Genomic DNA, 25,282 nt, shown 5'->3' with positions numbered 1-25,282 from the left:
TCGTCCCCGCTGGCCACCTTGATCTACATCCCGATCCGTCTCGTGAACCACACGTTCGTGGGACCTGTGAGAGAGCGTGCCCTGTGGCTGACGTACCTGCCGATCTTGCCGCAGTGTGGCCACGAGTACTCGAGCAGCTTCTCGGTGAGGGCCGCGGGCAAGGTGTGGAGTCCAAGGACGAGCACTGGATCCGCCGCTGCCAGCCGCTCGCGCTGGTCGCCGACACCGCGCTCCTGGCCGTACCGAACGAGTTCGCGAAGAACGTCCTCGAGGGCCGTCTCGCGCCGATCGTGAGCGAGACCCTGAGCCGCGAGTGCGGCCGCCCCATCCGTATCGCGATCACCGTCGACGACTCCGCGGGCGAGCCCCCGGCTTCCGGCCCCGCCCCCGCGCAGCCCCCGTCGCGCTACGACGAGCCCGAGCCGGCTCCCTACGAGGGCGGCTACGGCCGCCACCGCGCCGAGCCGCTCCCGGGCACCTCAGAGCAGCTCCCGTCGGCCCGCCCGGCCTACCCCTCGGAGTACCAGCGCCCCGAACCCGGCGCCTGGCCGCGCCCCGCGCAGGACGAGTACAGCTGGCAGCAGCCGCGCCTCGGCTTCCCCGAGCGCGACCCGTACGCCGACCGGGACTCCTACCCCGACCGCGACCCGTACGCCTCGCCCTCCTCGCAGGACGGCTACGGGCAGGGCGGCCACGAGACCTACGGCGGCCAGGACTACCGCCCGAAGCCGCCGGAGCGTCCGTCGTACGAGCAGCAGCGCGCGGACTACGACGGCGGGCGCGGCGACTACGACCAGCGCGACGGCCGCCGTGAACTGCCCGAGCCCCAGACCGGCTCCGGGCCGGCGCACCGCGGCGGCACGAACCCGGGGGCCCCGGCGGCGCCGGCCTCCGGGGGACCGTCCTCGCTCGGCTCGATGAGCGGGCAGTCCACGTCGGCCGGCGGCCCCGGCGAGCCGACCGCGCGGCTCAACCCCAAGTACCTCTTCGACACATTCGTGATCGGCGCGTCCAACCGCTTCGCGCACGCGGCCGCGGTGGCCGTCGCCGAGGCACCCGCGAAGGCCTACAACCCCCTGTTCATCTACGGGGAGTCGGGCCTGGGCAAGACGCACCTGCTGCACGCGATCGGGCACTACGCGCGCAGCCTCTACCCCGGCACGCGCGTGCGGTACGTGAGCTCGGAGGAGTTCACCAACGAGTTCATCAACTCCATCCGCGACGGCAAGGGCGACAGCTTCCGCAAGCGCTACCGCGAGATGGACATCCTGCTCGTCGACGACATCCAGTTCCTCGCGGACAAGGAGTCGACGCAGGAGGAGTTCTTCCACACCTTCAACACGCTCCACAACGCCAACAAGCAGATCGTGCTCTCCAGCGACCGGCCGCCCAAGCAGCTGGTCACCCTGGAGGACCGGCTGCGGAACCGTTTCGAGTGGGGTCTGATCACCGACGTGCAGCCGCCCGAGCTGGAGACGCGGATCGCGATCCTGCGCAAGAAGGCGGTGCAGGAGCAGCTCAACGCCCCGCCGGAGGTACTGGAGTTCATCGCGTCGCGGATCTCGCGGAACATCCGTGAGCTGGAGGGCGCGCTGATCCGGGTGACGGCGTTCGCGTCGCTCAACCGGCAGCCGGTGGACCTGGGCCTGACGGAGATCGTCCTGAAGGACCTGATCCCCGGCGGGGACGACTCCGCACCGGAGATCACCTCCACGGCCATCATGAGCGCCACGGCGGACTACTTCGGGCTGACCGTGGAGGACCTGTGCGGCACCTCGCGCGGCCGCGCGCTGGTCACGGCCCGGCAGATCGCCATGTACCTGTGCCGTGAGCTGACGGATCTGTCGCTGCCGAAGATCGGCGCGCTGTTCGGCGGCCGCGACCACACCACCGTCATGCACGCCGACCGGAAGATCCGCAATCTGATGGCCGAGCGGCGCTCGATCTACAACCAGGTCACCGAGCTCACCAACCGCATCAAGGCCGGCTGACAGCCCGCTTCAGGGCCCTTCACGGCCCTCGTACGACGCTCCAGGGCGCCTCGGGAACGATTCCCGGGGCGCCCTTCTCGTTTCCCCGGGGTCATCCTCTGTTCGAATCCGGGCGAGGTTACGGCCACTCTCCACAGATTCGGCGACTTTCTTCCGTCCCCAGGGTGGGGACGGTGAAGTTGTCCCGAACTCTGTCCACAGGCCACCCTGTTGAAGGACCATCAGACCAGGTCACGTGGCTGTGGATTCGTGGACGAAGTCTGTCCACAGGGTGTGGACGAAAAAAGTATCCACAGGCTGTGTACGGAGTTTTCCACCGACAACCCACAGGCTGAGGCCGGTTGTCCCCAATGATCCCCGGCTTCTCCACATGGCTGTCCACTGTTCGGCAACCCGACGCACCCGCCCACCGGGTCGAGTGAAAGGCGTCACACGAAGTTGCCGGGTTGCCCTGTGGGAAAGACGGGTAAAGCTGGGGACGAGTCTGGGGAGAACTCCGCCCTCCCTGGGGATGAGGTGTGCAGAACTTTCTGTTCTCCACAGACCGCCCCAGTTGTCCACCGGCTCCACCCACAGGACCTGGGGACAAAATTTCGGCTCTGACCTGCGGAAACGAAGTTATCCACGGTATCCACAGCCCCTACTACTACGAACGACTAGAGAGAGCTCGGAAACCGTTTTGAAGCGGGGGCTGTGCACAACTCGCTCTCCGGCGCTTGTCCGCGGCCCGTCACGACTTGACCCCGAGGGGCACCGACTGTCAGTGCCGTACGTCAGACTGGTCCCCGGTGTCCTTCCCGTCCCAGGGGTCAGCGACACCGAGACAGACGACGAAGCGAAGCAGGGCGAGAAGCGCCGGCAACAGCAGGAGGCGGCTAACCGTGAAGATCCGGGTGGAACGCGACGTACTCGCGGAGGCAGTGGCCTGGGCGGCGCGCAGCCTCCCGGCCCGTCCGCCGGCGCCTGTCCTCGCCGGCCTGCTGCTGAAGGCCGAGGACGGCCAGCTGAGCCTGTCGAGCTTCGACTACGAGGTCTCGGCGCGGGTCAGCGTCGAGGCGGAGGTCGAGGAGGAGGGCACCGTCCTCGTCTCCGGCCGGCTGCTCGCCGACATCTCGCGCGCCCTCCCCAACCGGCCGGTGGAGATTTCCACAGACGGTGTACGGGCGACCGTGGTCTGCGGCTCCTCGCGGTTCACACTCCACACCCTGCCTGTGGAGGAGTACCCGGCGCTGCCGCAGATGCCGACCGCGACCGGCACGGTCCCCGGCGAGGTCTTCGCCTCCGCCGTCTCCCAGGTGGCCATCGCGGCCGGCCGTGACGACACGCTGCCCGTGCTGACCGGTGTGCGCATCGAGATCGAGGGCGACACCGTCACGCTGGCCTCCACCGACCGCTACCGCTTCGCGGTCCGCGAGTTCCTGTGGAAGCCGGAGAACCCGGACGCCTCCGCGGTCGCCCTGGTGCCCGCGAAGACGCTCCTGGACACCGCCAAGGCCCTCACGAGCGGCGACAGCGTCACGCTGGCGCTGTCCGGCTCGGGCGCGGGCGAGGGTCTGATCGGCTTCGAGGGCGCCGGCCGTCGCACGACGACCCGGCTGCTGGAGGGCGACCTCCCGAAGTACCGCACGCTGTTCCCGACCGAGTTCAACTCCGTCGCCGTGATCGAGACCGCCCCCTTCGTGGAGGCCGTCAAGCGTGTGGCCCTGGTCGCCGAGCGCAACACCCCGGTGCGGCTCAGCTTCGAGCAGGGCGTGCTGATCCTGGAGGCCGGCTCCAGCGACGACGCACAGGCTGTGGAAAGGGTCGACGCCCAGCTGGAGGGCGACGACATCTCCATCGCCTTCAACCCGACCTTCCTGCTGGACGGCCTCAGCGCGATCGACTCCCCGGTGGCGCAGCTGTCCTTCACGACCTCCACGAAGCCGGCGCTGCTCAGCGGCAAGCCGGCGCTGGACGCCGAGGCGGACGACGCGTACAAGTACCTGATCATGCCGGTGCGCCTCAGCGGCTGACGCGTGCGGAGTTGTCCACAGGCCGTGGGAAAACCGTCCCCGGCCTGTGGGGAAACCGCAGGTGAGGGCGCGGCCGGGGGTGTACGTATGAGCGCGTATGCCCACAGCTGTGCGTGACCGTCCGGGTTTAGGCTCGGACGTGGGTACGAAGGTGCCTCACACGCCACAGCAACCTAAGGAACAACTGATGGAGCTTGGTCTCGTCGGCCTCGGCAAGATGGGCGGCAACATGCGCGAGCGCATCCGCCGCGCGGGCCACACCGTCATCGGCTACGACCGCAACCCGGACCTCGCGGACGTCCACAGCCTCAAAGAGCTTGTGGACAGCCTCCAGGGCCCGCGCGTGGTCTGGGTGATGGTTCCGGCCGGTGGGCCCACCCAGTCGACGATCGACGAGCTGGCCGAGCTGCTCCAGCCCGGCGACGTGGTCGTGGACGGCGGCAACTCCCGCTGGACGGACGACGAGAAGCACGCCGAGGAGCTGGCGGCCAAGGGCATCGGCTTCGTCGACTGCGGCGTCTCCGGCGGCGTCTGGGGCCTGGAGAACGGCTACGCGCTGATGTACGGCGGCGACGCGGAGAACGTCACCAAGGTGCAGCCGGTCTTCGACGCGCTCAAGCCGGAGGGCGACTTCGGCGCGGTGCACGCGGGCCGGGTCGGCGCGGGCCACTTCGCGAAGATGGTCCACAACGGCATCGAGTACGCCATGATGCAGGCCTACGCCGAGGGCTGGGAGCTGCTGGAGAAGGTCGACTCCGTGGACAACGTCCGCGAGATCTTCCGCTCCTGGCAGGAAGGCACCGTCATCCGTTCCTGGCTGCTGGACCTCGCGGTCAACGCCCTCGACGAGGACGAGCACCTGGACGGGCTGCGCGGTTATGCACAGGACTCCGGTGAGGGACGCTGGACCGTGGAGGCCGCGATCGACAACGCCGTGCCGCTGCCCGCGATCACGGCCTCGCTGTTCGCGCGGTTCGCCTCCCGCCAGGAGGACTCCCCGCAGATGAAGATGATCGCCGCGCTGCGCAACCAGTTCGGCGGCCACGCGGTCGAGAAGAAGTAGTCCACAGCCTGGGGAAACCCGGGCCACATCCTGCACGCCGGGGGAGGTCGGCGAACGACATGCACGTGACGCATCTGTCGCTGGCCGACTTCCGCTCCTACGCCCGGGTCGAGGTTCCGCTCGACCCGGGTGTCACCGCCTTCGTCGGCCCCAACGGCCAGGGCAAGACCAACCTCGTCGAGGCCGTCGGCTATCTCGCCACCCTCGGCAGCCACCGCGTCTCCTCCGACGCGCCCCTGGTCCGCATGGGCGCCGACCGCGCGGTGATCCGCGCCCAGATCCGGCAGGGCGAGCGGCAGCAGCTGGTCGAGCTGGAGCTGAACCCGGGCAAATCCAACCGCGCCCGCATCAACAGGTCCTCGCAGGTCAGACCGCGTGACGTGCTGGGCATCGTACGGACGGTGCTGTTCGCGCCGGAGGATCTCGCGCTGGTCAAGGGCGATCCCGGTGAGCGGCGGCGCTTCCTGGACGAGCTGATCACCGCCCGCTCCCCGCGCATGGCCGGGGTGCGCTCCGACTACGAGCGGGTGCTCAAGCAGCGCAACACCCTGCTGAAGACGGCCGCGCTCGCGCGCAGGCACGGCGGGCGCTCGATGGACCTGTCCACGCTGGACGTATGGGACCAGCACCTCGCGCGCGCGGGTGCCGAGCTGCTGGCGCAGCGGCTCGATCTGATCGCGGCGATCCAGCCGCTGGCCGACAAGGCGTACGAGCAGCTGGCGCCCGGGGGCGGGCCCGTCGCGCTGGAGTACAAGCCGTCGGCGCCCGGCGAGGCGCACACGCGCGAGGATCTCTACGCCCAGCTGATGGCGGCGCTCGCGGACGCCCGTAAGCAGGAGGTCGACCGGGGCGTCACCCTCGTAGGCCCCCACCGAGACGATCTGGTTCTCAAACTCGGTCAGCTGCCCGCCAAGGGATACGCCTCCCACGGCGAGTCCTGGTCGTACGCGCTGGCGCTGCGGCTCGCGTCCTACGACCTGCTGCGCGCCGAGGGCAACGAGCCGGTGCTGATCCTCGACGACGTGTTCGCGGAGCTGGACGCGCGGCGCCGGGAGCGGCTGGCGGAGCTGGTGGCGCCGGGTGAGCAGGTGCTGGTGACGGCCGCGGTCGACGACGACGTACCGCATGTGCTGGCCGGCGCGCGGTACGCGGTGTCCGGTGGGACGGTGGAACGCGTATGAGCGCACAGGAGCCGAAGAAGGGCGCCGAGCCCTCCGGAGTCGATCTCGCGCGGGTGGCGCTGCGGGCGGCGAAGGAGGCGGCACGCGCGCGTGGGGACGCGGCCCAGCAGAGGAAGCAGGCGCGGCGGGGCGGCGGACTGCGCTCCGGCGCGCGCGCCGACGGGCGGGACCCGATGGCACTCGGCGCGGCCATCAACCGGCTGCTCAGCGACCGTGGCTGGGAGACGCCGGCGGCGGTCGGCGGGGTGATGGGGCGCTGGCCGGAGATCGTCGGCGACGACGTGGCCAAGCACTGTGTGCCCGACCGGTACGACGAGGACGAGCGGGTGCTCGTGGTGCGCTGCGACTCGACCGCGTGGGCGACGAACCTGCGGCTTCTCGCGCCCACCCTCGTCGCCCGGCTGAACGAGGACCTCGGGCACGGTGCGGTGCGCCTGCTGAAGGTCATGGGTCCCGGCACCGCGCCCCGCCGCTACGGGCCGCTGCGCGCGCCGGGCAGCTCGGGTCCCGGCGACACCTACGGCTGACAGGCCCCCTGAAGAGCATCGAGCGGCCGACAGGCCCTGCAGGGCACGGAAGTGAGCGACCTCACATCGGTGCTCCCGTTTGCCTGCCTTTTCCACAGGCTCCCGCCCTTTGTCGTACAACCGCACGCGGGTGCGAATCGCCACCTGACCCGGGAGTAGCGAAGGGTTGACGACCGGAAGCGCTAGGTGGCGCTGTGAGCCTCTTGGAGCCCCCATCCGCATATCGGGAGTCGGCCGAGGCAGGTTCAGGGCGGCACATGCGGACTCAGGTACCGGCAAACCCCCATCAGTGTCAGTGCTACCGGTAGACTGGAAGACAATCCCGCCCCGCGACGCGGGGACGCCCGGGAGAAGCTGAGCAACGCTGATCAAGGCTTACCCACGCAACATGCCGCAGCCGCTCCGGCAATCGCCGACGAGCTCGGCTCGTGCTGTGCCAGAAAGGGCGCTTCGTGGCCGATTCCGGCAACCCCAACGAGAACATCCCGTCCACCGAGGCCCCGGCCGCAGCCGCTGAGGCCTCAGCGGTGTCGTCGTACGACGCCAGTGCCATCACCGTCCTCGAGGGTCTGGACGCGGTCCGCAAGCGCCCGGGCATGTACATCGGCTCGACCGGCGAGCGAGGACTGCACCACCTGGTGTACGAGGTCGTCGACAACTCCGTCGACGAGGCGCTGGCCGGGCACGCGGACACCATCGACGTCACGATCCTCGCCGACGGCGGCGTCCGGGTCGTCGACAACGGCCGTGGCATCCCGGTCGGCATCGTCCCCTCCGAGGGCAAGCCGGCCGTCGAGGTCGTGCTGACGGTGCTGCACGCGGGCGGCAAGTTCGGCGGCGGCGGCTACGCCGTCTCCGGCGGTCTGCACGGCGTCGGCGTCTCCGTGGTGAACGCCCTGTCGTCGAAGGTGTCCGTCGAGGTCAGGACCGACGGTCACCGCTGGACGCAGGACTACAAGATGGGCGTCCCGACCGCCCCGCTGGCCCAGCACGAGGCCATCGAGGAGACCGGTACCTCGGTGACGTTCTGGGCGGACCCGGACATCTTCGAGACCACCGAGTACTCCTTCGAGACGCTCTCCCGGCGTTTCCAGGAGATGGCGTTCCTCAACAAGGGCCTGACCATCCGGCTCACCGACGAGCGCGAGTCGGCCAAGGCCACGGCGGGCGCGGACGAGGCGGGCGCCGACGAGCTGGACGAGGCCAAGACGGTCACGTACCGCTACGACGGCGGCATCGTCGACTTCGTGAAGTACCTGAACTCCCGCAAGGGCGACATGGTGCACCCGACGGTGATCGACCTGGAGGGCGAGGACAAGGACAAGAGCCTGTCCCTCGAGGTCGCCATGCAGTGGAACACCGGCTACAGCGAGGGCGTGTACTCGTTCGCCAACATCATCCACACGCACGAGGGCGGCACCCACGAAGAGGGCTTCCGCGCGGCGCTCACCAGCCTGATCAACAAGTACGCGCGCGACAAGAAGCTGCTGCGCGAGAAGGACGACAACCTCACGGGCGACGACATCCGCGAGGGTCTGACGGCGATCATCTCGGTGAAGCTGAGCGAGCCCCAGTTCGAGGGCCAGACCAAGACCAAGCTGGGCAACACCGAGGCGAAGACCTTCGTGCAGAAGGCCGTCTACGAGCACCTCAGCGACTGGCTGGACCGCAACCCGGTCGAGGCGGCGGACATCGTCCGCAAGGGCATCCAGGCGGCCACCGCGCGCGTGGCGGCCCGCAAGGCGCGCGACCTGACCCGCCGCAAGGGCCTGCTGGAGTCGGCGTCCCTGCCGGGCAAGCTGTCCGACTGCCAGTCGAACGACCCCACCAAGTGCGAGATCTTCATCGTCGAGGGTGACTCCGCCGGCGGTTCGGCCAAGTCCGGCCGCAACCCCGAGTACCAGGCGATCCTCCCGATCCGCGGCAAGATCCTCAACGTCGAGAAGGCCAGGATCGACAAGATCCTGCAGAACCAGGAGATCCAGGCGCTGATCTCCGCCTTCGGCACGGGCGTGCACGAGGACTTCGACATCGAGAAGCTCCGCTATCACAAGATCATCCTGATGGCGGACGCCGACGTCGACGGCCAGCACATCTCCACCCTGCTGCTGACCTTCCTGTTCCGCTTCATGCGGCCGCTGGTCGAGGCCGGGCACGTGTACCTCTCCCGTCCGCCGCTCTACAAGATCAAGTGGGGCCGGGACGACATCGAGTACGCCTACTCGGACCGCGAGCGCGACGCCCTGATCGAGATGGGCCGCCAGCGCGGCAAGCGCGTGCGCGAGGACTCGATCCAGCGCTTCAAGGGTCTCGGCGAGATGAACGCCGAGGAGCTGCGCGTGACCACCATGGACCAGGAGCACCGCGTCCTGGGCCAGGTCACCCTCGACGACGCCGCCCAGGCCGACGACCTGTTCTCGGTCCTGATGGGCGAGGACGTCGAGGCACGCCGCCAGTTCATCCAGCGCAACGCCAAGGACGTCCGCTTCCTCGACATCTGAGTCGGTCTCAGCTGACCGCACCAGGAAGGATCTTCACCAGCAATGGCCGACGAGAACACTCCCGTCACCCCTGAAGAGGGCGGCGAAGTCGCGATGCGCGTCGAGCCCGTCGGGCTCGAGACGGAGATGCAGCGCTCGTATCTGGACTACGCGATGTCCGTCATCGTGTCCCGTGCGCTGCCCGACGTCCGGGACGGTCTCAAGCCCGTCCACCGCCGCGTGCTGTACGCCATGTACGACGGCGGCTACCGCCCCGAGCGCGGCTTCTACAAGTGCGCCCGTGTCGTCGGCGACGTCATGGGCAACTACCACCCCCACGGCGACTCGTCGATCTACGACGCCCTGGTCCGCCTCGCCCAGCCGTGGTCGATGCGGATGCCGCTGGTGGACTCCAACGGCAACTTCGGCTCCCCGGGCAACGACCCGGCGGCGGCGATGCGCTACACCGAGTGCAAGCTGGCGCCGCTGTCGATGGAGATGGTCCGCGACATCGACGAGGAGACCGTCGACTTCACGGACAACTACGACGGCCGCTCCCAGGAGCCGACCGTCCTGCCGGCCCGCTTCCCGAACCTGCTGATCAACGGCTCCGCAGGTATCGCGGTCGGCATGGCGACCAACATCCCGCCGCACAACCTGCGCGAGGTGGCCTCCGGCGCCCAGTGGTACCTGGAGAACCCCGAGGCCAGCCACGAGGAGCTGCTCGACGCGCTCATCGAGCGCATCAAGGGCCCGGACTTCCCGACCGGCGCGCTGGTCGTGGGCCGCAAGGGCATCGAGGAGGCCTACCGCACCGGCCGTGGCTCGATCACCATGCGCGCGGTCGTCGAGGTCGAGGAGATCCAGAACCGCCAGTGCCTGGTGGTCACCGAGCTGCCCTACCAGGTCAACCCGGACAACCTCGCGCAGAAGATCGCCGACCTCGTCAAGGACGGCAAGATCGGCGGCATCGCCGACGTCCGCGACGAGACCTCCTCCCGCACCGGCCAGCGCCTGGTGATCGTCCTCAAGCGGGACGCGGTCGCCAAGGTCGTGCTGAACAACCTCTACAAGCACACCGACCTGCAGACCAACTTCGGCGCCAACATGCTGGCCCTGGTCGACGGCGTGCCGCGCACCCTCTCCCTGGACGCCTTCATCCGCCACTGGGTGCAGCACCAGATCGAGGTCATCGTCCGCCGTACGCGCTTCAGGCTGCGCAAGGCCGAGGAGCGCGCGCACATCCTGCGCGGTCTGCTGAAGGCCCTGGACGCCATCGACGAGGTCATCGCGCTGATCCGGCGCAGCGAGACCGTCGACATCGCCCGCACCGGCCTGATGGACCTCCTGGAGATCGACGAGATCCAGGCCAACGCGATCCTGGAGATGCAGCTCCGCCGCCTCGCGGCCCTGGAGCGGCAGAAGATCGTCCAGGAGCACGACGAACTCCAGGCGAAGATCACCGAGTACAACGAGATCCTGGCCTCCCCGGTCCGCCAGCGCGGCATCGTCAGCGCGGAGCTCGCCGCGATCGTCGAGAAGTACGGCGACGACCGCAAGACCCAGCTGATCCCCTACGACGGTGACATGTCCATCGAGGACCTCATCGCCGAGGAGGACATCGTCGTCACCGTCACGCGCGGCGGCTACGTCAAGCGCACCAAGACGGTCGACTACCGCGCCCAGAAGCGCGGCGGCAAGGGCGTGCGCGGCACGAAGCTGAAGGAAGACGACATCGTCGACCACTTCTTCGTCTCCACCACCCACCACTGGCTGCTGTTCTTCACCAACAAGGGCCGCGTCTACCGCGCCAAGGCCTACGAGCTGCCCGACGCCGGCCGCGACGCGCGCGGTCAGCACGTCGCCAACCTGCTGGCCTTCCAGCCGGACGAGGCGATCGCCGAGATCCTCGCGATCCGCGACTACGAGGCCGCGCCCTACCTGGTCCTCGCCACCAAGGCGGGCCTGGTGAAGAAGACCTCGCTGAAGGACTACGACTCCCCGCGCGCGGGCGGCGTCATCGCCATCAACCTCCGCGAGCGCGAGGACGGCAGCGACGACGAGCTGATCGGCGCCGAGCTGGTCTCCGCCGAGGACGACCTGCTGCTCATCAGCAGGAAGGCGCAGTCCATCAGGTTCACGGCCACGGACGACGCCCTGCGCCCCATGGGCCGCGCCACCTCCGGTGTGAAGGGCATGAGTTTCCGCGAGGGCGACGAGCTGCTCTCGATGAATGTTGTTCGACCGGGTACGTTCGTGTTCACTGCCACAGACGGCGGGTACGCGAAGCGCACCGCTGTCGACGAGTACCGCGTCCAGGGTCGCGGCGGCCTCGGTATCAAGGCCGCCAAGATCGTGGAGGACCGCGGTTCGCTCGTCGGCGCGCTGGTGGTCGAGGAGACGGACGAGATCCTCGCCATCACGCTCGGCGGCGGTGTGATTCGTACGCGAGTCAACGAGGTCAGGGAGACGGGCCGTGACACCATGGGCGTCCAACTGATCAATCTGGGCAAGCGCGATGCCGTGGTCGGCATCGCACGCAACGCCGAGGCGGGGCGCGAGGCGGAGGAGGTCGACGGCGACGTGGCCGTCGACGAGACCGCCGAAGGCGCCGCGGTCACCGGCACGGACGAGGGTGAGGCGCCCTCGGCCGAGTAGGCACGAGGAGTGAGTCACGTGAGTGGAGCCACGGGCGCCGGATCGTCCGGTACGTCGACCGGCACCTCTGCCGGAACGGACGGCGGCGGCCGTGGCTCCGCCGCGCACGCCACCAGTGGCGGACACACTTCCTCGTACGGCACTCATGGATCCCAGGGGGGAACTGTGACGGACACCCAGCAGGCTGCTTCACCGCTGCCCGGCGAGCGGCAGCCGCAGCAGCCGGCCGGGCCCTACCACCCGCCGCAGGCCTACCAGACCCAGGGCGGGACCGCCGGGGCCATGCGCAAGCCGCGCACCGGCGCGCGGACCACGCCGCGGGTGCGCAAGGCGCGCCTGCGGGTGGCCAAGGCCGACCCGTGGTCGGTGATGAAGGTCAGCTTCCTGCTCTCCATCGCGCTCGGCATCTGCACCATCGTCGCCGCGGCGGTGCTGTGGATGGTCATGGACGCCATGGGCGTCTTCTCCACGGTCGGCGGCACCATCTCGGAGGCGACCGGGTCGAACGAGTCCAACGGCTTCGACCTGCAGTCGTTCCTTTCGCTGCCGAACGTCCTGCTGTTCACGACGATCATCGCGGTCATCGACGTCGTCCTGGCGACGGCGCTGGCCACGCTGGGCGCGTTCATCTACAACCTGTCCGCGGGCTTCGTGGGCGGTGTGGAGCTGACGCTCGCCGAGGACGAGTGAGCTGCCGGTGAGTGGGCGCGGGTAACCGATTTTGGGACTGCGCCTGTCGTGCGCTAATCTTCAGGAGTCAGCGCGCGGGACACACACCGCAGAGCGCGGCGGGGCTATAGCTCAGTTGGTTAGAGCGCATCCCTGATAAGGATGAGGCCACAGGTTCAAATCCTGTTAGCCCCACAGCAAAAGATCGGGCGTCTCCCCTACGGGAGGCGCCCGATCGGCGTTTGTGCGGCCTTACGGTGGGCGGGGCGGCGGACGGGTTCGACGGGCCGGTTCCCCTCGTCCGGCACCGGTCCCTCCCCTCGCGGGGACCGGTGCCGGACGGTGGGTTCGGGTCGATCCTGTCGGCGTGGATCGAGCGGACGCCCTCGGGCCTGGTCGGCGCGTGCGCGACCGCAGCTTGATCCTGCCTGGTGAGGCCTGCCGGGAGGAGCATCCGGTGTCCGGAGCTGGGCTTTGCCGCAGGTCAGCCGTATAAAGTGAGTTTTCCGGTCCGGACGTCCAAGTGCGGAGGGAAGCAAGGGGTGGACACCTTGAGTGCCGACTCAGGGCCGCGCACAGCCCTCGCCGAACGTCTTGCGCTGCTGTACCGGGAGGCCGGCAACCCGCCGCTGAAGCGGGTGTCCGAGGCCGTGACACGGCTGCAGCGGGTCGACGAACGGGGGCGGCCCGTACGGGTCTCCGCGCAGCGCATCAGCGACTGGCGGCGCGCCCGGAACGTCCCGGCCCAGTTCGCCGCGCTCGCGGCCGTGCTGCACGTGCTGATACCCCAGGCGCGCCGCCTGAGGCCCACCCCGGTGTCGCCGGGTCTGTACGAGCTGGCGCAGTGGCAGCGGCTGTGGGAGAGCGCGGTGGCCGGCCCGGCCGAGCCGGGGGAGGAGCCGGAGCAGCAGCAGCCCGCCTTGGGGGTCTGCCCCTATCGCGGGCTCGCCTCCTACCGACAGCAGGACGCCCGCTGGTTCTTCGGCCGCGAGCGCAGCACGGACGCCCTCGTCGCCCAGCTGCGTGAGGTGGAGGACACCGGCGGCCTGGTGATGCTGGTCGGCGCCTCCGGAGCGGGCAAGTCCTCACTCCTGAGCGCCGGTCTGGTGCCCGCCCTGCGCGAGGACGCCGACCGGGCGCGTGAGGACGCCGAGCGGGCCCGTACGGTGCTCCAGCTGGTCCCCGGGGCCGACCCGACGGCCGAGCTGATCCGGTGCATCCCGGACCTGGCCGCGGTGGCCGTGCCGGACACGACGGACCCCGTGGGTGAGGGCGCCACCCCCGACGCGACGTCGCCGGACCCCCGCGCGGTCCTCGGCCCTCGCCCCGTACCCGACCCCGACGGCCATGGATTCGCCCAGGCCGTCCGAGCGGCCGTCAAGGCGTGGGCCGGCAGGGAGGTTTCCCCGGGCGGACGGCCCGTCGTCATCGTGGACCAGTTCGAGGAGGCCTTCACCCTCTGCCCCGACGAGTCGGCGCGGCGCACCTTCGTACGGATGCTGCACGCCGCGGCCGCGCCCGGGCCCGCCGGCGAACCGGCGCCCGTGCTGGTCGTGCTGGGCATCCGGGCCGATTTCTACGAGCAGTGCCTGAGCCACCCCGAACTCGCCGACGCGCTGCAGCACCGGCACATGGTGCTCGGCCCGCTGACCACGGCGGAGCTGCGCGCGGCGGTCACCGGTCCCGCCAAGGCGGTCGGCCTGGAGCTGGAGCCCGGTCTCGCGGAGCTGATCGTGCGGGAGGTGAGCGCCGACGGGCCGCGCGGCGCGCACGACGCCGGGGTGCTGCCGCTGCTGTCCCACGCGCTGCTCGCCACCTGGCAGCGCCGCAAGGGAGGCCGGCTCACGCTGGCCGGCTATCGCGCGGCCGGCGGCATCCAGGGCGCGGTCGCGGCGACCGCCGAGCGGGCCTGGTCCGGCCTGGACCCCGCGGCACGCTCGGCCGCCCGGCTGCTGCTGCTCCGGCTCGTCCGGCTCGGCGAGGACACCCAGGCCACGCGCCGCCGCGGCACCCGGCGCCAGTTGGCGCAGGAGTCGTCCGACCCGGACAAGACCGAGGAGTCCCTGGAGGCGCTGGTCCGCGCCCGGCTGGTGACGCTGGACGCCGAGACGGTGGAGATCACCCACGAGGCGCTGCTGCACGCCTGGCCCCGGCTGCGCGACTGGATCGACGAGGACCGCACCGGCAACCTGCTGCGCCAGCGCCTGGAGGAGGACGGTCGCGCCTGGGAGGAGTCCCGGCGCGACACCGCGCTGCTCTACCGGGGCTCGCGGCTGGAGCACGCCCACGGCTGGGCGAAGTCGGCCGGGGGCACCCTGCTGACCCGCAGCGCGGTGGAGTTCCTGGCCGCCTCGGTCCGGCTGCGCCGGCGCACGGTGTGGATCGGCCGGGCCGCGGTGTCGGCGCTGCTCGTCCTCGCGGTGGTCGCCGTCGGCGCGGCCGTGGTGGCGTGGCAGCAGCGCGACGACGCGGTGTTCGAGCACGTCCTGGCCGAGGCGGACCGGGTGCAGTACACCGACCCGTCGCTGTCCGCCCAACTGGACCTGGTCGCGCACCGGCTGCGCCCCGGCGACGAGGGCACCGGCAACCGGCTGGTCTCGATCGTCAACGCCCCGCTGGCCACGCCCCTCGCGGGCCACAAGGGCGCCGTCTACCTCACCAGCTTCCGCCCCGACGGCAAGGTCCTGGCCACCGCCAGCTACGACCGCACGGTCCGCCTGTGGGACGTGTCCGACCCGACCCGTCCCAAGCCGCTGGGCAAGCCGCTGACCGGGCACACCAGCTGGGTCAGCACCGCCGTCTTCAGCCCCGACGGCCGCACGCTCGCCAGCGCCTCCGACGACGGCACGATCCGCCGCTGGGACGTGTCCGACCCGGCGCATCCGCGCCCGCTGGGCGAGCCCGTCACGGGCGACGACGGCACCGTCTACCTGCTCGCCTTCAGCCCCGACGGCCGTACGCTGGCCGCCGCCACAGAGGAACACGTCGTCCGCCTCTGGAACGTGGCGGACCCCGCCCGCCCGCGCCGCCTGGGCGTCCTGACCGGGCACGAGGACGCCGTACGGGCCGTCGCGTTCAGCCCGGACGGCCGCGTGCTCGCCTCCGGCGGCGACGACGACACCGTACGGCTGTGGAGCACGGCCGACTGGCACCAGATGGGCGGGCCGCTGGCCGGGCACCGGGGCACCGTGCACTCGGTGGCCTTCAGCCCGGACGGGCACACCCTGGCCTCCGGCAGCTCGGACGACACCGTCCAGCTCTGGGACGCGCGCCGGGGCCGGGCGCTGGGCGCGCCGCTGACCGGGCACACGGGGCCCGTGTGGTCGGTGGCGTTCAGCCCCGACGGGACGATGCTCGCGGCCGGCAGCGCCGACTCCACGGCGAGCCTGTGGAACGTCCGCAACCCCGCCTTCCCCTCGCAGGTCGGCGAGCCGCTCGCGGGCAGCAGCGGGGAGATGTACGCGGTCGGCTTCGGCCCCGACGGGCGGACCCTCGCGACCGGCAGCGGCGACAGCCTCGTACGGCTGTGGTCCATCCCGACCTCCGACATGGTCGGCCGGATCGGCGCGTTCCGCCCTGACGGGCGGGTGCTCGCCACGTCCTCGCGCGACGAGCACGTCCGGCTGTGGGACATCCGGCGCCCTGCCCGGCCCGTCCTGCTGGGCACGCCGTTCCTGCCGGCCGACGGGGACGCGCAGTCCCTGGCGTTCTCGCCGGACGGCCGGACCCTCGCCGTGGTCACCGGCAGCCGCGCGGTGCAGCTGTGGAACGTCTCCGACCCCTCCCACCCCGTCCCCTACGGCAGATCCCTGCCCCTGCGCACCCGGTTCGCCGGGCCCAGCACGCTCGCGTTCAGCCCGGACGGCCGTGTGCTCGCGACCGCCTACGACGACCGTTCCGTACGGCTGTGGGACCTGCGGGACCCGGCGCACCCGCGCCCCTACGGGCCGTCCCTGACCGGCCACACCGGCTATGTGAACGCGCTGGTGTTCAGCCCGGACGGGAACACCCTGGCCAGCGGGGGCGCCGACGGCACGATCCGGCTGTGGCGGGTGGCCGACCCGCGCCGCGCCGAGCGGCTCGGGGTGCCCCTGACCGGGCACTCGGGGCCGGTGAACGCGCTGGCGTTCAGCCCCGACGGCCGGACGCTGGCCGCCGGCAGCGACGACAACACCGTCCGGCTGTGGGACATCGCCGACCCGCTGCGGGCGTCCGCGCTGTCCGCGCTGCGCGGGCACAGCGAGGCGATCGTGTCGCTGACGTTCAGCCGGGACGGCAGCAGGCTGGCCAGCGGCGGCAACGACGACACGGTCCGGCTGTGGGACGTGGCCGACCCCGCCCACGCCTCCGCGATCGGGCAGTCGATGAGCCCCAACGCCCGCACCGGCACGTTCCTGGCCTTCAGCCCCACCAGCCATATGCTCGGCGTCTCCAGCGGCACGGACACCGTACGGCTGTGGGACCTGGACGTCGACGCGGCGGTGGACCGGATCTGCCGGGTCACGCGCGGGGTGCTGACGCCGGAGAAGTGGCGGGAGTACCTGCCGCGGCTGTCGTACTCGGCGCCGTGCGGGGACGACTGAGACCGCGGCCGGAAAGGCTCTGTTCCGGGGCATTGACAGCCTTGTTAGGGTTGGTGTCAGCCCGATCGCTGGTGCATCCCCCGTCGCCAGCGATCGGGCCCTTTTCGTGTGCGCCGCTGGTCATCTGACGGACCGTCAGCTACGGTCCGGGTGCTGCTCCTCCTGCCGTACGTCCTTCGAAGGGGTGTGCCATGCAGACGCGTCCTTCCAGCCCGCGGCCACCGGGTGCGCCCCGGTGGGTGGCGATGGTCCACCGGCCCTGTGACGGCTCCTGGACGGTGGCCGCCGAGTCGCCGTACCGGGCTCCCGTGCTCTACGCCGCCGGCCAGATGGCCCAGACCCTGCGGGCGCGCGGCGCGGCGGCGGAGCTGGAGGTGTGGGGGCCGCAGGACGGGGAGTGGGGGCGGTTCACCGGTGCCGTGGAGCCCCCGGCCGCTCCTGTACGACAGGCCAAGGCCTCCGGGCCCAGCCGGCTGGACGAGCGGATGAGCGACCGCCGGCAGCAGGTGCTCCTGGCGGGCCTGAGCGGGGCGGGCCTGTACGACCTGACCGCGGAGGACCAGACCGCCGTCGAAGCGCTGGTCGACCGGCTCGACGAGGCCACCCTGCGGCGGGTCGCGCACTGGCTGACGTCGGCCGGTTCGGCACCGCGGCCGCTGGGCAGTCACCCCTCGTGACGACCCCTGGGGCAGGAGTACGCATGAAGGTGTCCATCGATCAGGACCTCTGCTACGGCTCCGGCGACTGCGTGTACCGCGTGCCGTCCGTCTTCACGGTCGTGGACGGGTTCGGCGCCGTCCTGCCGGGCCGCGAGGACGCAGGGGCGGACGCGCTGGTGCGGGAGGCGGCGGAGAAGTGCCCGTCGCAGGCGATACGGATCGAGGGCTGACGTACGAGTTCGGCTGTCAGCCCCTCTGCCAGCGCAGGTCCGTCAACGCACGCGCGCGTGCCTCCGCTACGGCCATCCGCGCCGCCCGCTCGACCGGGTCGACATGGGCCGCCTGCCCGGTCACCTGCCCGTCCCACTTGCGGTAGAGCAGCCCGACCTCCGCGGTGAACCAGCCCCGGCTCACGGCGTCGAGCGCCAGCAGCAGCCCGGTGTCCTCGGAGGCGGGCAACGCCATCCAGCCACCCAGGGCGAGCAGCAGATCCCGTCGTACGAAGAGACTGGCCGGGTGGACCGGGGCGCGGAAGTCGGCTGCCTTCCAGGCGGCGAGGACCGTGCCGCGCTCGATCGGGCCGGGCTCCGGGTCGCCCGGGAAGCCCACGGTGGAGCCGTCCGGCAGCGCGTCGAGGACGCGTGAGGTGGCCCAGCCGATCGTGGGGTCCGCCTCCAGCGCGGCCAGGTCGCGGGCGAGGGCGCCCGGGGTGAGCCGGTCGTCGGCGTCGAGGACCTTCACATACGTGCCGTCCGCGTGCGCCAGCGCCAGGGTGCGGGCCACTCCGGGGCCGCCGGGCCGGCCCTGACGAAACGTCACGCGCGTGTCGTCGGGCACATGGTGGGCGACCGCGTCCGTGCTGCCGTCCTCCTGGATCAGCCAGTGCCAGTCCCAGCCCTCGGGCAGCTCCTGCGCGCACAGCGAGTCGTGGGCGTCCCGGAGGAAGGGCGCGGAGGGGGCGTGGACCGCGGTGACGACGGTGATACGCCGGAGCACGGCGCCTTCACCACCTTTCCAGAGGAGTGGTGAACAACAGCTCCGTGCGGTCGCCCGGCAGCGTCACATAGGAGACGTCCACGACACGGCCATGGAGGTCGTACGACGTCTTGCGGAGCAGGATCACGCAGGCGCCGTCGGGCAGACACAGCTCTGCCGCCTCGCGCGCGGTCGGCGGGCGGGCGGTGAGGCGCTCCTCGATGCGGTCGATCTCGATGCCGACCGTGTGCAGCTGGTGGTGCGTGCCGCCCGGCCACGGCTCCCTGGAGACGTCCAGGAGCTCGGGGTTGGCGGCGATCGTCTCCCGCAGCAAATACGACGTGACAAGGCTGAGGGGCGCCTGCTCCCGGGCACAGCGGGTCCGGTAGGAGCGGCGCAGCAGGGGCGTGCCTTCCGGCACGCCGAAGGCCTCGGCGAGTTCCTCGGAGGCCGTCACATCGTCGTACTCGGCGTGGAAGATCAGGTCCTGGGGGGTGAGCCCGGTCTCGTGCTCGGTGGCTCCGGTGCTCGCCCTCTTGGCGAGGGGCTGCCGGGCACGGTCCTTCTCCCACTGGTGGCGCCGGTTGTCACGCACGGCGCGGGTCCGGGGAGGGGTTGGCTCGGGGCTGCTGCTCATCGGCTTCAGCCTACGGAGGGGGGCCAGGGGTGTGGGGTGAGGGGTGGGGCTCGGGGTGTTGCGTGTGGTGTGGCTCAGGGCTTGTCGGATGCCCTTGCTTCGGGGGGACCGGCCTGGTCAACGGTTGAGGGTCTCGGTGCGGGCCGCGTTCGTTCCCTCAGCTGCGTGGGGTGCCCGATCCCTGGAGGCTCCGTCGGCGCCTTCCGTGCCCTCTGCGCAGGAGTCGGTCTCCGCGGCCGTGGCGTCCTCGGTGTCGGTCAGGGGCAGGTGACGGCAGCTCGGGCTCTTGCCGTGGGCCTCGGCGTGGATGCGCTGCTTCATCGTGGGCGGCAGTGACTTGGCGTGGGACCAGGCCCACAGGGACATCGCGGCCGGCACGGCGAGCGGGGCGCTGGTGTTGCGGGCGGGCTCGGTCTGCGGTACCGGCGCGGCGGCGGCCGTGGCGGCGGTGGTGGTGACGAGACCGAGCGCCGTGCACAGCGCGAGGAAGGCGGTGACGAAGGCGGTCCACAGCTGCATGACCTTGTTCCGGGCCATGATCCCTCACTTTCGGGTTGGGCGATTTGCGTACTTTCCTCATGATGTGTATGTGGGTCGCGAAGTGGTGGACCGACGCCCCCGGCGCGTCGATCTTCAGATGAACACCACACGGATGGGTGCAAGAGCCCTGAAAAACCCCTGAGAGGGGAGAAGGCGGGCGAATGGTCACGTTCCGTGGGGGTGTGATCACCCTCAGATCACAGTGGTGAACCATCGTCTACTGCGGTGCTCGGGGCCGGAGTTGAGGGCCCGGCGCAGGTCACCGATCGATATCGGACGGTGTGTATAGTCGGGCGCCAGAGGTCCCCTACGTCAACGAAAGACGAGGTCGCGCGGTGAAGAAGCTTCTCCTGGTCGCACTGGCCGCCATCGGCGGGCTCCTCGTGTACCGCCAGATCCAGGCGGATCGCGCCGAGCAGGATCTGTGGACGGAGGCGACTGACTCCGTGCCCACGGGTTCGTGAGTTCCTGATTCGAACAGACCCCGGCCGCATGTGCGGTCGGGGTTTTGTGTGTCCGGGGCGCGCGGCAGGATGGGCCCCGGCCGACGGGAGGGGTGGCGCGCGATGGGGCGGCGACGTACGGCGGGGGTACGGCGACGGGCGCGGACCCGGGGGCACGCGCGCGTGGGCGCGGCCCTGCTGGGCGGGGTCACCGCGCTGAGCCTGGTCCCGGCACTCTGGGCGTGGCCCGCGCGGGCTGCCGACCCCTCGGGCGACTCCCCCTTCGCCTACGCCGAGGACGCAGCGCGTCTCCCCGCGGCGAGCAGCACCACCGACGCCGAGCGCCTCGAGCTCGGCGGCATCTACCGCAGCTCCCTGCCGCACGGCACGAAGGCCTACTACCGCCTCGAACTCGACTCCGCCACCAACGCCTACGTCTCCGCCACCGTCGTCCCCCCGCCCGGCGCCGCCGTCTCCGCCCTGGACGGAGTCAAGGTGTCCGTCCAGGACGTCGACGGAGGCATCTGCTCCGTCGACACCGAGACCTTCGGCAGCGTCCGCAGTGCGCGTCCCCTCACGGCGTGGGGGATGCGGGAGCTGACCTCACGGAGGTCGCGCTGCCAGGAGGCCGGGACGTACTACGCGGTGGTGGAGACGGGGAGGGGCGGGGCGTCGGGCGGCTCCGGGGCGTCGGACGACTCCGCTGCCCCGGATGCGTTCGCGTCGGGGGACTGGGGCCTGGAGCTGACCACCGTCTCGGAACCGGGGCTGTCCCGGACCGGCGCGACCGAGGCGCCCGAGAGCTGGAACTCCGCCCCGCCCGCCGACCTCACCGGGGACCCCGTCGCCCGCACCGGCGGCGCCGGCTTCTCGCGGGCCACCCGCCTCGGGCACGGAGTCTGGCGAGACGGGATCCGGCCGGGGCAGACGCTGTACTACGAGGTGCCGCTGGGCTGGGGCCGGCAGGTGTACGTCACCGCCGAGCTGGGCAGCTCGCCCGGCCGGTCCGGAGCGACCGCCGGGGCGCTGGACCTCACCCTCTACAACCCGGCGCGCGGTCCGGTCGAGGACACGAGCACCGGCTATTACGGGCGGCAGCAGTCCGCCGACCTGGATCCGCTGCCGCCGGTCGGCCACGAGAACCGGTTCGCCGTCGCCGACCGGGTCAGCGGCATGCGGTTCGCCGGGTCGTACTACCTCGCCGTCCATCTCTCGGCCCAGGTGGCGGAGCGCTTCGGCGACGGGCCGCTGGGGCTGACCCTGCGCCTGCGCGTCTCGGGGCAGGCCCGCTCCGGACCCGGGTACGCGGGGGAGCCCCTGCCGCGGGGGGATCTTCGACGTGGCCGGCGGCTCGGCCTCGCTGCCGGGCGCGGGGATCTCCCATGGGGGCGTGAAGGACGAGGCCACGCTGCGGGCGCTGGCGGTGGGCGGCATCGGTGGCGGAAGCGTGCTGGTGGCGGGCCTCGGCGTGTGGACCGCGGTGGCACGGAGACGGGCCGGGTAGGTGTGTCCGAGGGAGGGGCTGCTGATCGAATGCCCGGTCGTCACAGGCGGGTGAGCGCCCAGAAGCCCACGGCGTAGCAGGCCAGGGCCAGCAGCAGGACCGGGACGGTCACCTTGGCGGGCGGTCCCGGGCGGCGCCGACGCCGGCGGTGCTGGCGTCCTTCGGTCCGGGCCGGGAGCACCGGCTGCCGGATTTCCTGCGCGGGGGTGGGAACCTGCGGGTCCCGAGCGGTGTACGAAGCAGTAGAGGCATCGATACGCGGCTGGGGGGAGTACGGGACGTGGGCGGGTGCGTAGGGCGACGGCGCGAGGTGGGGCTGTGGCGGGGCCAGGGGAGCCTGTGGCCGGCGATCCTCGGTGTCTGCTGGATCGTGGGGCGGCGTCTGGGGCGGTACCTGGGGCTGTCTGTGGGGCTGCCCGTGGGCTGGTTGCACGCGGGGGTGTCTTCCGCCGGACGGGGATTGCGGCTGGGAACCGGACGGGAGGGGCGGCGGCAGCGGGAAACTGCCCGTGTCCGACATGGAGATCTGGGGAGCCTCGGGGACCTGGCGGGCCTGACGGGCCTGGCCGGCCTGGGGGCCCGAGGACAGGGACGAGCCGGGGGAGCCGGTGCCCTGAGACGCGCCGGTGCCCTCCCCCGAAGACTCCTTCACTCCGGGCGCCCGCTTCAGCGGTCCGTCGGGTCCGAACCCCGGCGGCAGCGGCCCGAGTTGGTCGAAGATCTCGATCAACTCGTCGTCCGGCCCAGGCTCCGGCAGCAGCTCCACCGCGGCGGCGAGTGCCTTGCGCGCCCCTGTGGCCGTACGGAAACGGGCCTGCGGATCGGGCTGCAGCAGGGTCGCCACGATCTGCCACAGCGGCTCGGGGATGCCCTTGGGCGCACTCGGTGTGCCATGCGCCGTGAAGTACTCGACGAGCGCCTTGGCGTCAGGCTTGGCGCCCTCCAGCAGATACAGCGCGACCAGCCCGACGGCGAACAGGTCGGCGGGGAAGTCCGGTTCCGAGCCGAGCAGTTGCTCGGGCGCGAGATAGCCGGGCGTGCCCACCACGAGGTTGGTCTCCGTCAGACGCGGCTCGCCCAGCCGCATGGCGATGCCGAAGTCGGACAGGCGCAGCCGGGGGCGCCCCGTGCCGGTTGCCTCCAACAGCAGGTTGGCGGGCTTGATGTCGCGGTGCACCACGCCTTCGGCGTGCACGGCGGCGAGGCCGGACAGGAGTTGATCCAGGAGCGTGGCGACGAAGGCGGGCGGCAGAGGGCCGTAGTCGCCGACGAGGTGGACCAGCGAACCGCCTGCGACGAGGTCCATGGTGAACAGGACCTGGTCGTCGTCGGCGGCCCAGCTGGCGGGCGCGAGGACATGGGGGTGGTCGATCCGCAGCGCCTGTTCGCGGACGAAGCGCAGCAGTGAGTGGGCGTCGCGTTGCTGGAGGACCTTGGCCGCCACATAGCGCCGGCGGCGGTGGTCCCAGGCGCGCCAGACGGCGCCGACGCCGCCGCGTCCGATCGGGTCGACCAGTTCGTACCGGCCGGCGAACACCTCACCCATCGCTGTGCGTTGCTCCTCCCCCTGCGGCCGATGCCCGGCCCGGCCCCGAGTCCCTCGCTCCCCTTTACTCCCCCGGTAACTCGTCAGTACTCCCACGGCACGTGCCCGGGGTGGTCGGGACCGTGCCCGGGGTGGTCGGTGTCGTGCACGGGGTGGTCGAAGCCGGGCCCGGCCGCCGAACCCCCTCGGTCGGCCGGGCCGGGCGGTCAGCTCTGGTGGGCCTGGTAGTGGGCGACGGCGTCGGAGGTGCGGCCGGCGCCGTAGACGCGGAGGAACTCGGCGAGTTCCGGGTGCGTGGGGGCGAGGGTGTCGGCGGCGTCGATGATGTCACCGGCGGCGGCGACGGAGCGCAGCAGCGACTGGATCTCGCGGACGACCCGCTTGACGGTCGGGGCACCCGAAGTGTTCGTCGTCTGCGTCACGTTGCTCAGCACGGAGCCCCCCTGCGACTTCTTGATCTCGTCCATGCGCTCGGTGGCCTCGGCGGCGCTCACGCTGCCGTCGGCGACCTGCGCGGCCAGCTCCTGGAGCAGCTGCACGCGCTGGACCACGGCAGGGTTGCCGATCTTCGCCCGCTGACCACTCATCAGCTGCGACAGCATCGGTGCCGACAGTCCCAGTACCCCCGCGAGACGAGCCTGGTTGAGGCCAAGATCGTCGATGAGCTTACGGAAGAGCGCCCCCAGCGGCTCCCCGTACCAGTTCCGCTGCAGTTCCCGCGCTCTCGCGGTGGCTTCCTGCTGTGCGGCGTCCATTGCGTCTCCCCATCGCTTCCCCAAACAAACCGCGGTTCGCTGTAGCGAACCACGCCGAGCATCTTACGGAGAGTGGTCGGCCGCAGGGAGCCCCAATCTTTTTGCGAGATCCCCCGGGTGACCCGGTACTCTGGTCTGCGGCGCCCGCCGGTGCGAGGTACTTTCGGCGGGACGCTTGTCGCGGGGCCTTAGCTCAGTTGGTAGAGCGCTGTCTTTGCATGGCAGATGTCAGGGGTTCGACTCCCCTAGGCTCCACTCGCAAAATGCCCTCCGAACTGCGGAAACGCAGTTCGGAGGGCATTTTTTCGTGGTGCCTGGGGGACCGCCGCCGCGCTCAGCGCTGATCGTCGCGGTGCGCGGCCTCCTCCTCGGCCTCCTTGGCCTGGACCTCCGGGTCGAGGGAGCCGCTGCCGTCGACGGAGGTCAGCGGCGTCGGCTCGGGAACCTCGGTGGCGGCGGGAGGCTCGACCAGCCAGTCGGGGTTGGCCTGCTTGTCCCACCACTTCCACGCGGCGAAGGCGCCGCCGGCGACCATGCCGAAGATCGCCAGGAACTTCACGGCACGCCCCGCGCGGGACCGCCTCTCGTGCTTGCGGACCAGCTTGCGGATCTCCTCCGGCGTGACCTGACCGCGCAGGGCGGCCAGCGCCGCGGCACCGCGCGCCGCGGCCTCGTCCTTGGCGGGCCCGGCCGCGGCCACGGCCTGCTCGATCATCGGCCTGGAGTACTCGGCGGCCTGCCGCGCGGCGACACGCGTGCGTGCGGCGGCCTCCTGCGCTGCGTGGTCGACCTTGGGCGGCACATGCGTCCTTGCCTCGGCCAGCAGCGGCGCGACATGGGACGCGTACTGCACACGTGCCTGTCCGGCGGCCTGGGAGACCTTGGGCGCGAGCCGTAGGCGCGCCTCCTGCGCGTACTGTGCGGCCCTTTCCTTGGCGGTGTCGGCGTAGGGCGCCACCACTTCCGCGGCGTGCAGCACGCTGTCCTTCGCCGAGCCGGTCGCGGCGCGCACGCTGTCGATGCGGGTCACGGGATCCTCCTCCTCGGTGGCGTACGGTA

At 71.2% G+C, this 25,282-nt stretch carries 19 protein-coding genes and 2 tRNA genes; 15 read left to right on the top strand and 6 right to left on the bottom strand.

Features of this window, described 5'->3' with window-relative positions; all coding sequences use genetic code 11:
- The first annotated feature begins 83 nt into the window (after positions 1–83).
- The 12 genes from dnaA to RKD23_RS18925 all read left to right on the top strand — a co-directional run bounded on the left by dnaA (position 84) and on the right by RKD23_RS18925 (position 18,053).
- The gene (gene dnaA / locus RKD23_RS18980; protein WP_424854747.1) at positions 84–1,991 is read left to right on the top strand and encodes a chromosomal replication initiator protein DnaA; all 1,908 of its coding nucleotides are present in this window, start codon (positions 84–86) and stop codon (positions 1,989–1,991) included.
- A gap of 881 nt (positions 1,992–2,872) precedes the next feature.
- The gene (gene dnaN / locus RKD23_RS18975) at positions 2,873–4,003 is read left to right on the top strand and encodes a DNA polymerase III subunit beta (protein ID WP_404036985.1); all 1,131 of its coding nucleotides are present in this window, start codon (positions 2,873–2,875) and stop codon (positions 4,001–4,003) included.
- 187 nt (positions 4,004–4,190) lie between these two features.
- A complete protein-coding gene (gene gnd / locus RKD23_RS18970) occupies positions 4,191–5,066 on the top strand; it encodes a phosphogluconate dehydrogenase (NAD(+)-dependent, decarboxylating) (RefSeq protein ID WP_424854746.1) in 876 nt (291 codons plus the stop codon).
- Positions 5,067–5,125: 59 nt separating this feature from the next.
- Positions 5,126–6,247: a DNA replication/repair protein RecF gene (gene recF / locus RKD23_RS18965; protein WP_424854745.1), complete on the top strand. Its 1,122-nt coding sequence runs from the start codon at positions 5,126–5,128 to the stop codon at positions 6,245–6,247.
- Positions 6,244–6,774: a DUF721 domain-containing protein gene (locus tag RKD23_RS18960; RefSeq protein WP_424854744.1), complete on the top strand. Its 531-nt coding sequence runs from the start codon at positions 6,244–6,246 to the stop codon at positions 6,772–6,774. The genes recF and RKD23_RS18960 overlap by 4 nt, the downstream gene beginning before the upstream one ends.
- Before the next feature lie 428 nt (positions 6,775–7,202).
- Entirely contained in the window at positions 7,203–9,275 is a 2,073-nt protein-coding gene (gyrB, locus tag RKD23_RS18955) for a DNA topoisomerase (ATP-hydrolyzing) subunit B (RefSeq protein WP_404036997.1), read from the top strand.
- Between the two features lie 42 nt (positions 9,276–9,317).
- Positions 9,318–11,912, top strand: coding sequence for a DNA gyrase subunit A (gene gyrA, locus RKD23_RS18950; protein ID WP_424854743.1), 2,595 nt, complete (start codon positions 9,318–9,320; stop codon positions 11,910–11,912).
- An 18-nt stretch (positions 11,913–11,930) separates the two neighbouring features.
- Positions 11,931–12,602: a DUF3566 domain-containing protein gene (locus RKD23_RS18945; RefSeq protein ID WP_404037003.1), complete on the top strand. Its 672-nt coding sequence runs from the start codon at positions 11,931–11,933 to the stop codon at positions 12,600–12,602.
- 100 nt (positions 12,603–12,702) lie between these two features.
- Positions 12,703–12,776: transfer RNA gene (locus RKD23_RS18940), tRNA-Ile, on the top strand.
- 347 nt (positions 12,777–13,123) lie between these two features.
- The gene (locus RKD23_RS18935; RefSeq protein ID WP_424854742.1) at positions 13,124–17,164 is read left to right on the top strand and encodes an AAA family ATPase; all 4,041 of its coding nucleotides are present in this window, start codon (positions 13,124–13,126) and stop codon (positions 17,162–17,164) included.
- Positions 17,165–17,355: 191 nt separating this feature from the next.
- Positions 17,356–17,841, top strand: a complete 486-nt coding sequence (locus tag RKD23_RS18930; RefSeq protein WP_424854741.1) for a hypothetical protein — start codon at positions 17,356–17,358, stop codon at positions 17,839–17,841.
- Positions 17,842–17,864: 23 nt separating this feature from the next.
- On the top strand, positions 17,865–18,053 hold the full coding sequence (locus RKD23_RS18925; RefSeq protein ID WP_424854740.1) for a ferredoxin: 189 nt from the start codon (positions 17,865–17,867) through the stop codon (positions 18,051–18,053).
- Between the two features lie 16 nt (positions 18,054–18,069).
- Here the strand turns inward: RKD23_RS18925 and RKD23_RS18920 are convergent, their stop codons facing one another.
- The 3 genes from RKD23_RS18920 to RKD23_RS18910 all read right to left on the bottom strand — a co-directional run bounded on the left by RKD23_RS18920 (position 18,070) and on the right by RKD23_RS18910 (position 19,972).
- The gene (locus RKD23_RS18920; RefSeq protein WP_424854739.1) at positions 18,070–18,819 is read right to left on the bottom strand and encodes a glycosyltransferase family 2 protein; all 750 of its coding nucleotides are present in this window, start codon (positions 18,817–18,819) and stop codon (positions 18,070–18,072) included.
- Positions 18,820–18,826: 7 nt separating this feature from the next.
- A complete protein-coding gene (locus RKD23_RS18915; RefSeq protein ID WP_424854738.1) occupies positions 18,827–19,435 on the bottom strand; it encodes a UTRA domain-containing protein in 609 nt (202 codons plus the stop codon).
- Between the two features lie 117 nt (positions 19,436–19,552).
- The gene (locus tag RKD23_RS18910) at positions 19,553–19,972 is read right to left on the bottom strand and encodes a DUF6344 domain-containing protein (RefSeq protein ID WP_424854737.1); all 420 of its coding nucleotides are present in this window, start codon (positions 19,970–19,972) and stop codon (positions 19,553–19,555) included.
- A 338-nt stretch (positions 19,973–20,310) separates the two neighbouring features.
- Here RKD23_RS18910 and RKD23_RS18905 point away from each other — a divergent pair, with 338 nt between their 5' ends.
- Positions 20,311–20,439, top strand: a complete 129-nt coding sequence (locus RKD23_RS18905) for a DLW-39 family protein (RefSeq protein ID WP_003999697.1) — start codon at positions 20,311–20,313, stop codon at positions 20,437–20,439.
- A 102-nt stretch (positions 20,440–20,541) separates the two neighbouring features.
- Positions 20,542–21,999, top strand: a complete 1,458-nt coding sequence (locus RKD23_RS18900) for a hypothetical protein (RefSeq protein ID WP_424854736.1) — start codon at positions 20,542–20,544, stop codon at positions 21,997–21,999.
- On the opposite strand, the gene RKD23_RS18895 is transcribed toward RKD23_RS18900, so the two are convergent.
- Together RKD23_RS18895 and RKD23_RS18890 are read right to left on the bottom strand one after the other, a co-directional pair.
- A complete protein-coding gene (locus RKD23_RS18895) occupies positions 21,963–23,468 on the bottom strand; it encodes a serine/threonine-protein kinase (protein ID WP_424854735.1) in 1,506 nt (501 codons plus the stop codon). The genes RKD23_RS18900 and RKD23_RS18895 overlap by 37 nt on opposite strands.
- Before the next feature lie 206 nt (positions 23,469–23,674).
- Positions 23,675–24,223 (bottom strand): helix-turn-helix domain-containing protein, encoded by a 549-nt coding sequence (locus RKD23_RS18890; protein ID WP_424854734.1) that lies wholly within the window; start codon positions 24,221–24,223, stop codon positions 23,675–23,677.
- Between the two features lie 182 nt (positions 24,224–24,405).
- On the opposite strand from RKD23_RS18890, the gene RKD23_RS18885 reads away from it, so the two are divergent.
- A tRNA-Ala gene (locus RKD23_RS18885) sits at positions 24,406–24,478 on the top strand.
- 79 nt (positions 24,479–24,557) lie between these two features.
- Here RKD23_RS18885 and RKD23_RS18880 read toward each other — a convergent pair.
- Entirely contained in the window at positions 24,558–25,253 is a 696-nt protein-coding gene (locus RKD23_RS18880) for a DUF5324 family protein (RefSeq protein WP_424854733.1), read from the bottom strand.
- Positions 25,254–25,282: the final 29 nt, after the last annotated feature.

The sequence above is a fragment of the Streptomyces sp. SAI-170 genome (assembly GCF_049739565.1).
Classification (GTDB): domain Bacteria; phylum Actinomycetota; class Actinomycetes; order Streptomycetales; family Streptomycetaceae; genus Streptomyces.
The sequence above is the reverse complement of the archived record's forward strand: the minus strand, read 5'-3'. Positions and strand labels throughout refer to the sequence as shown.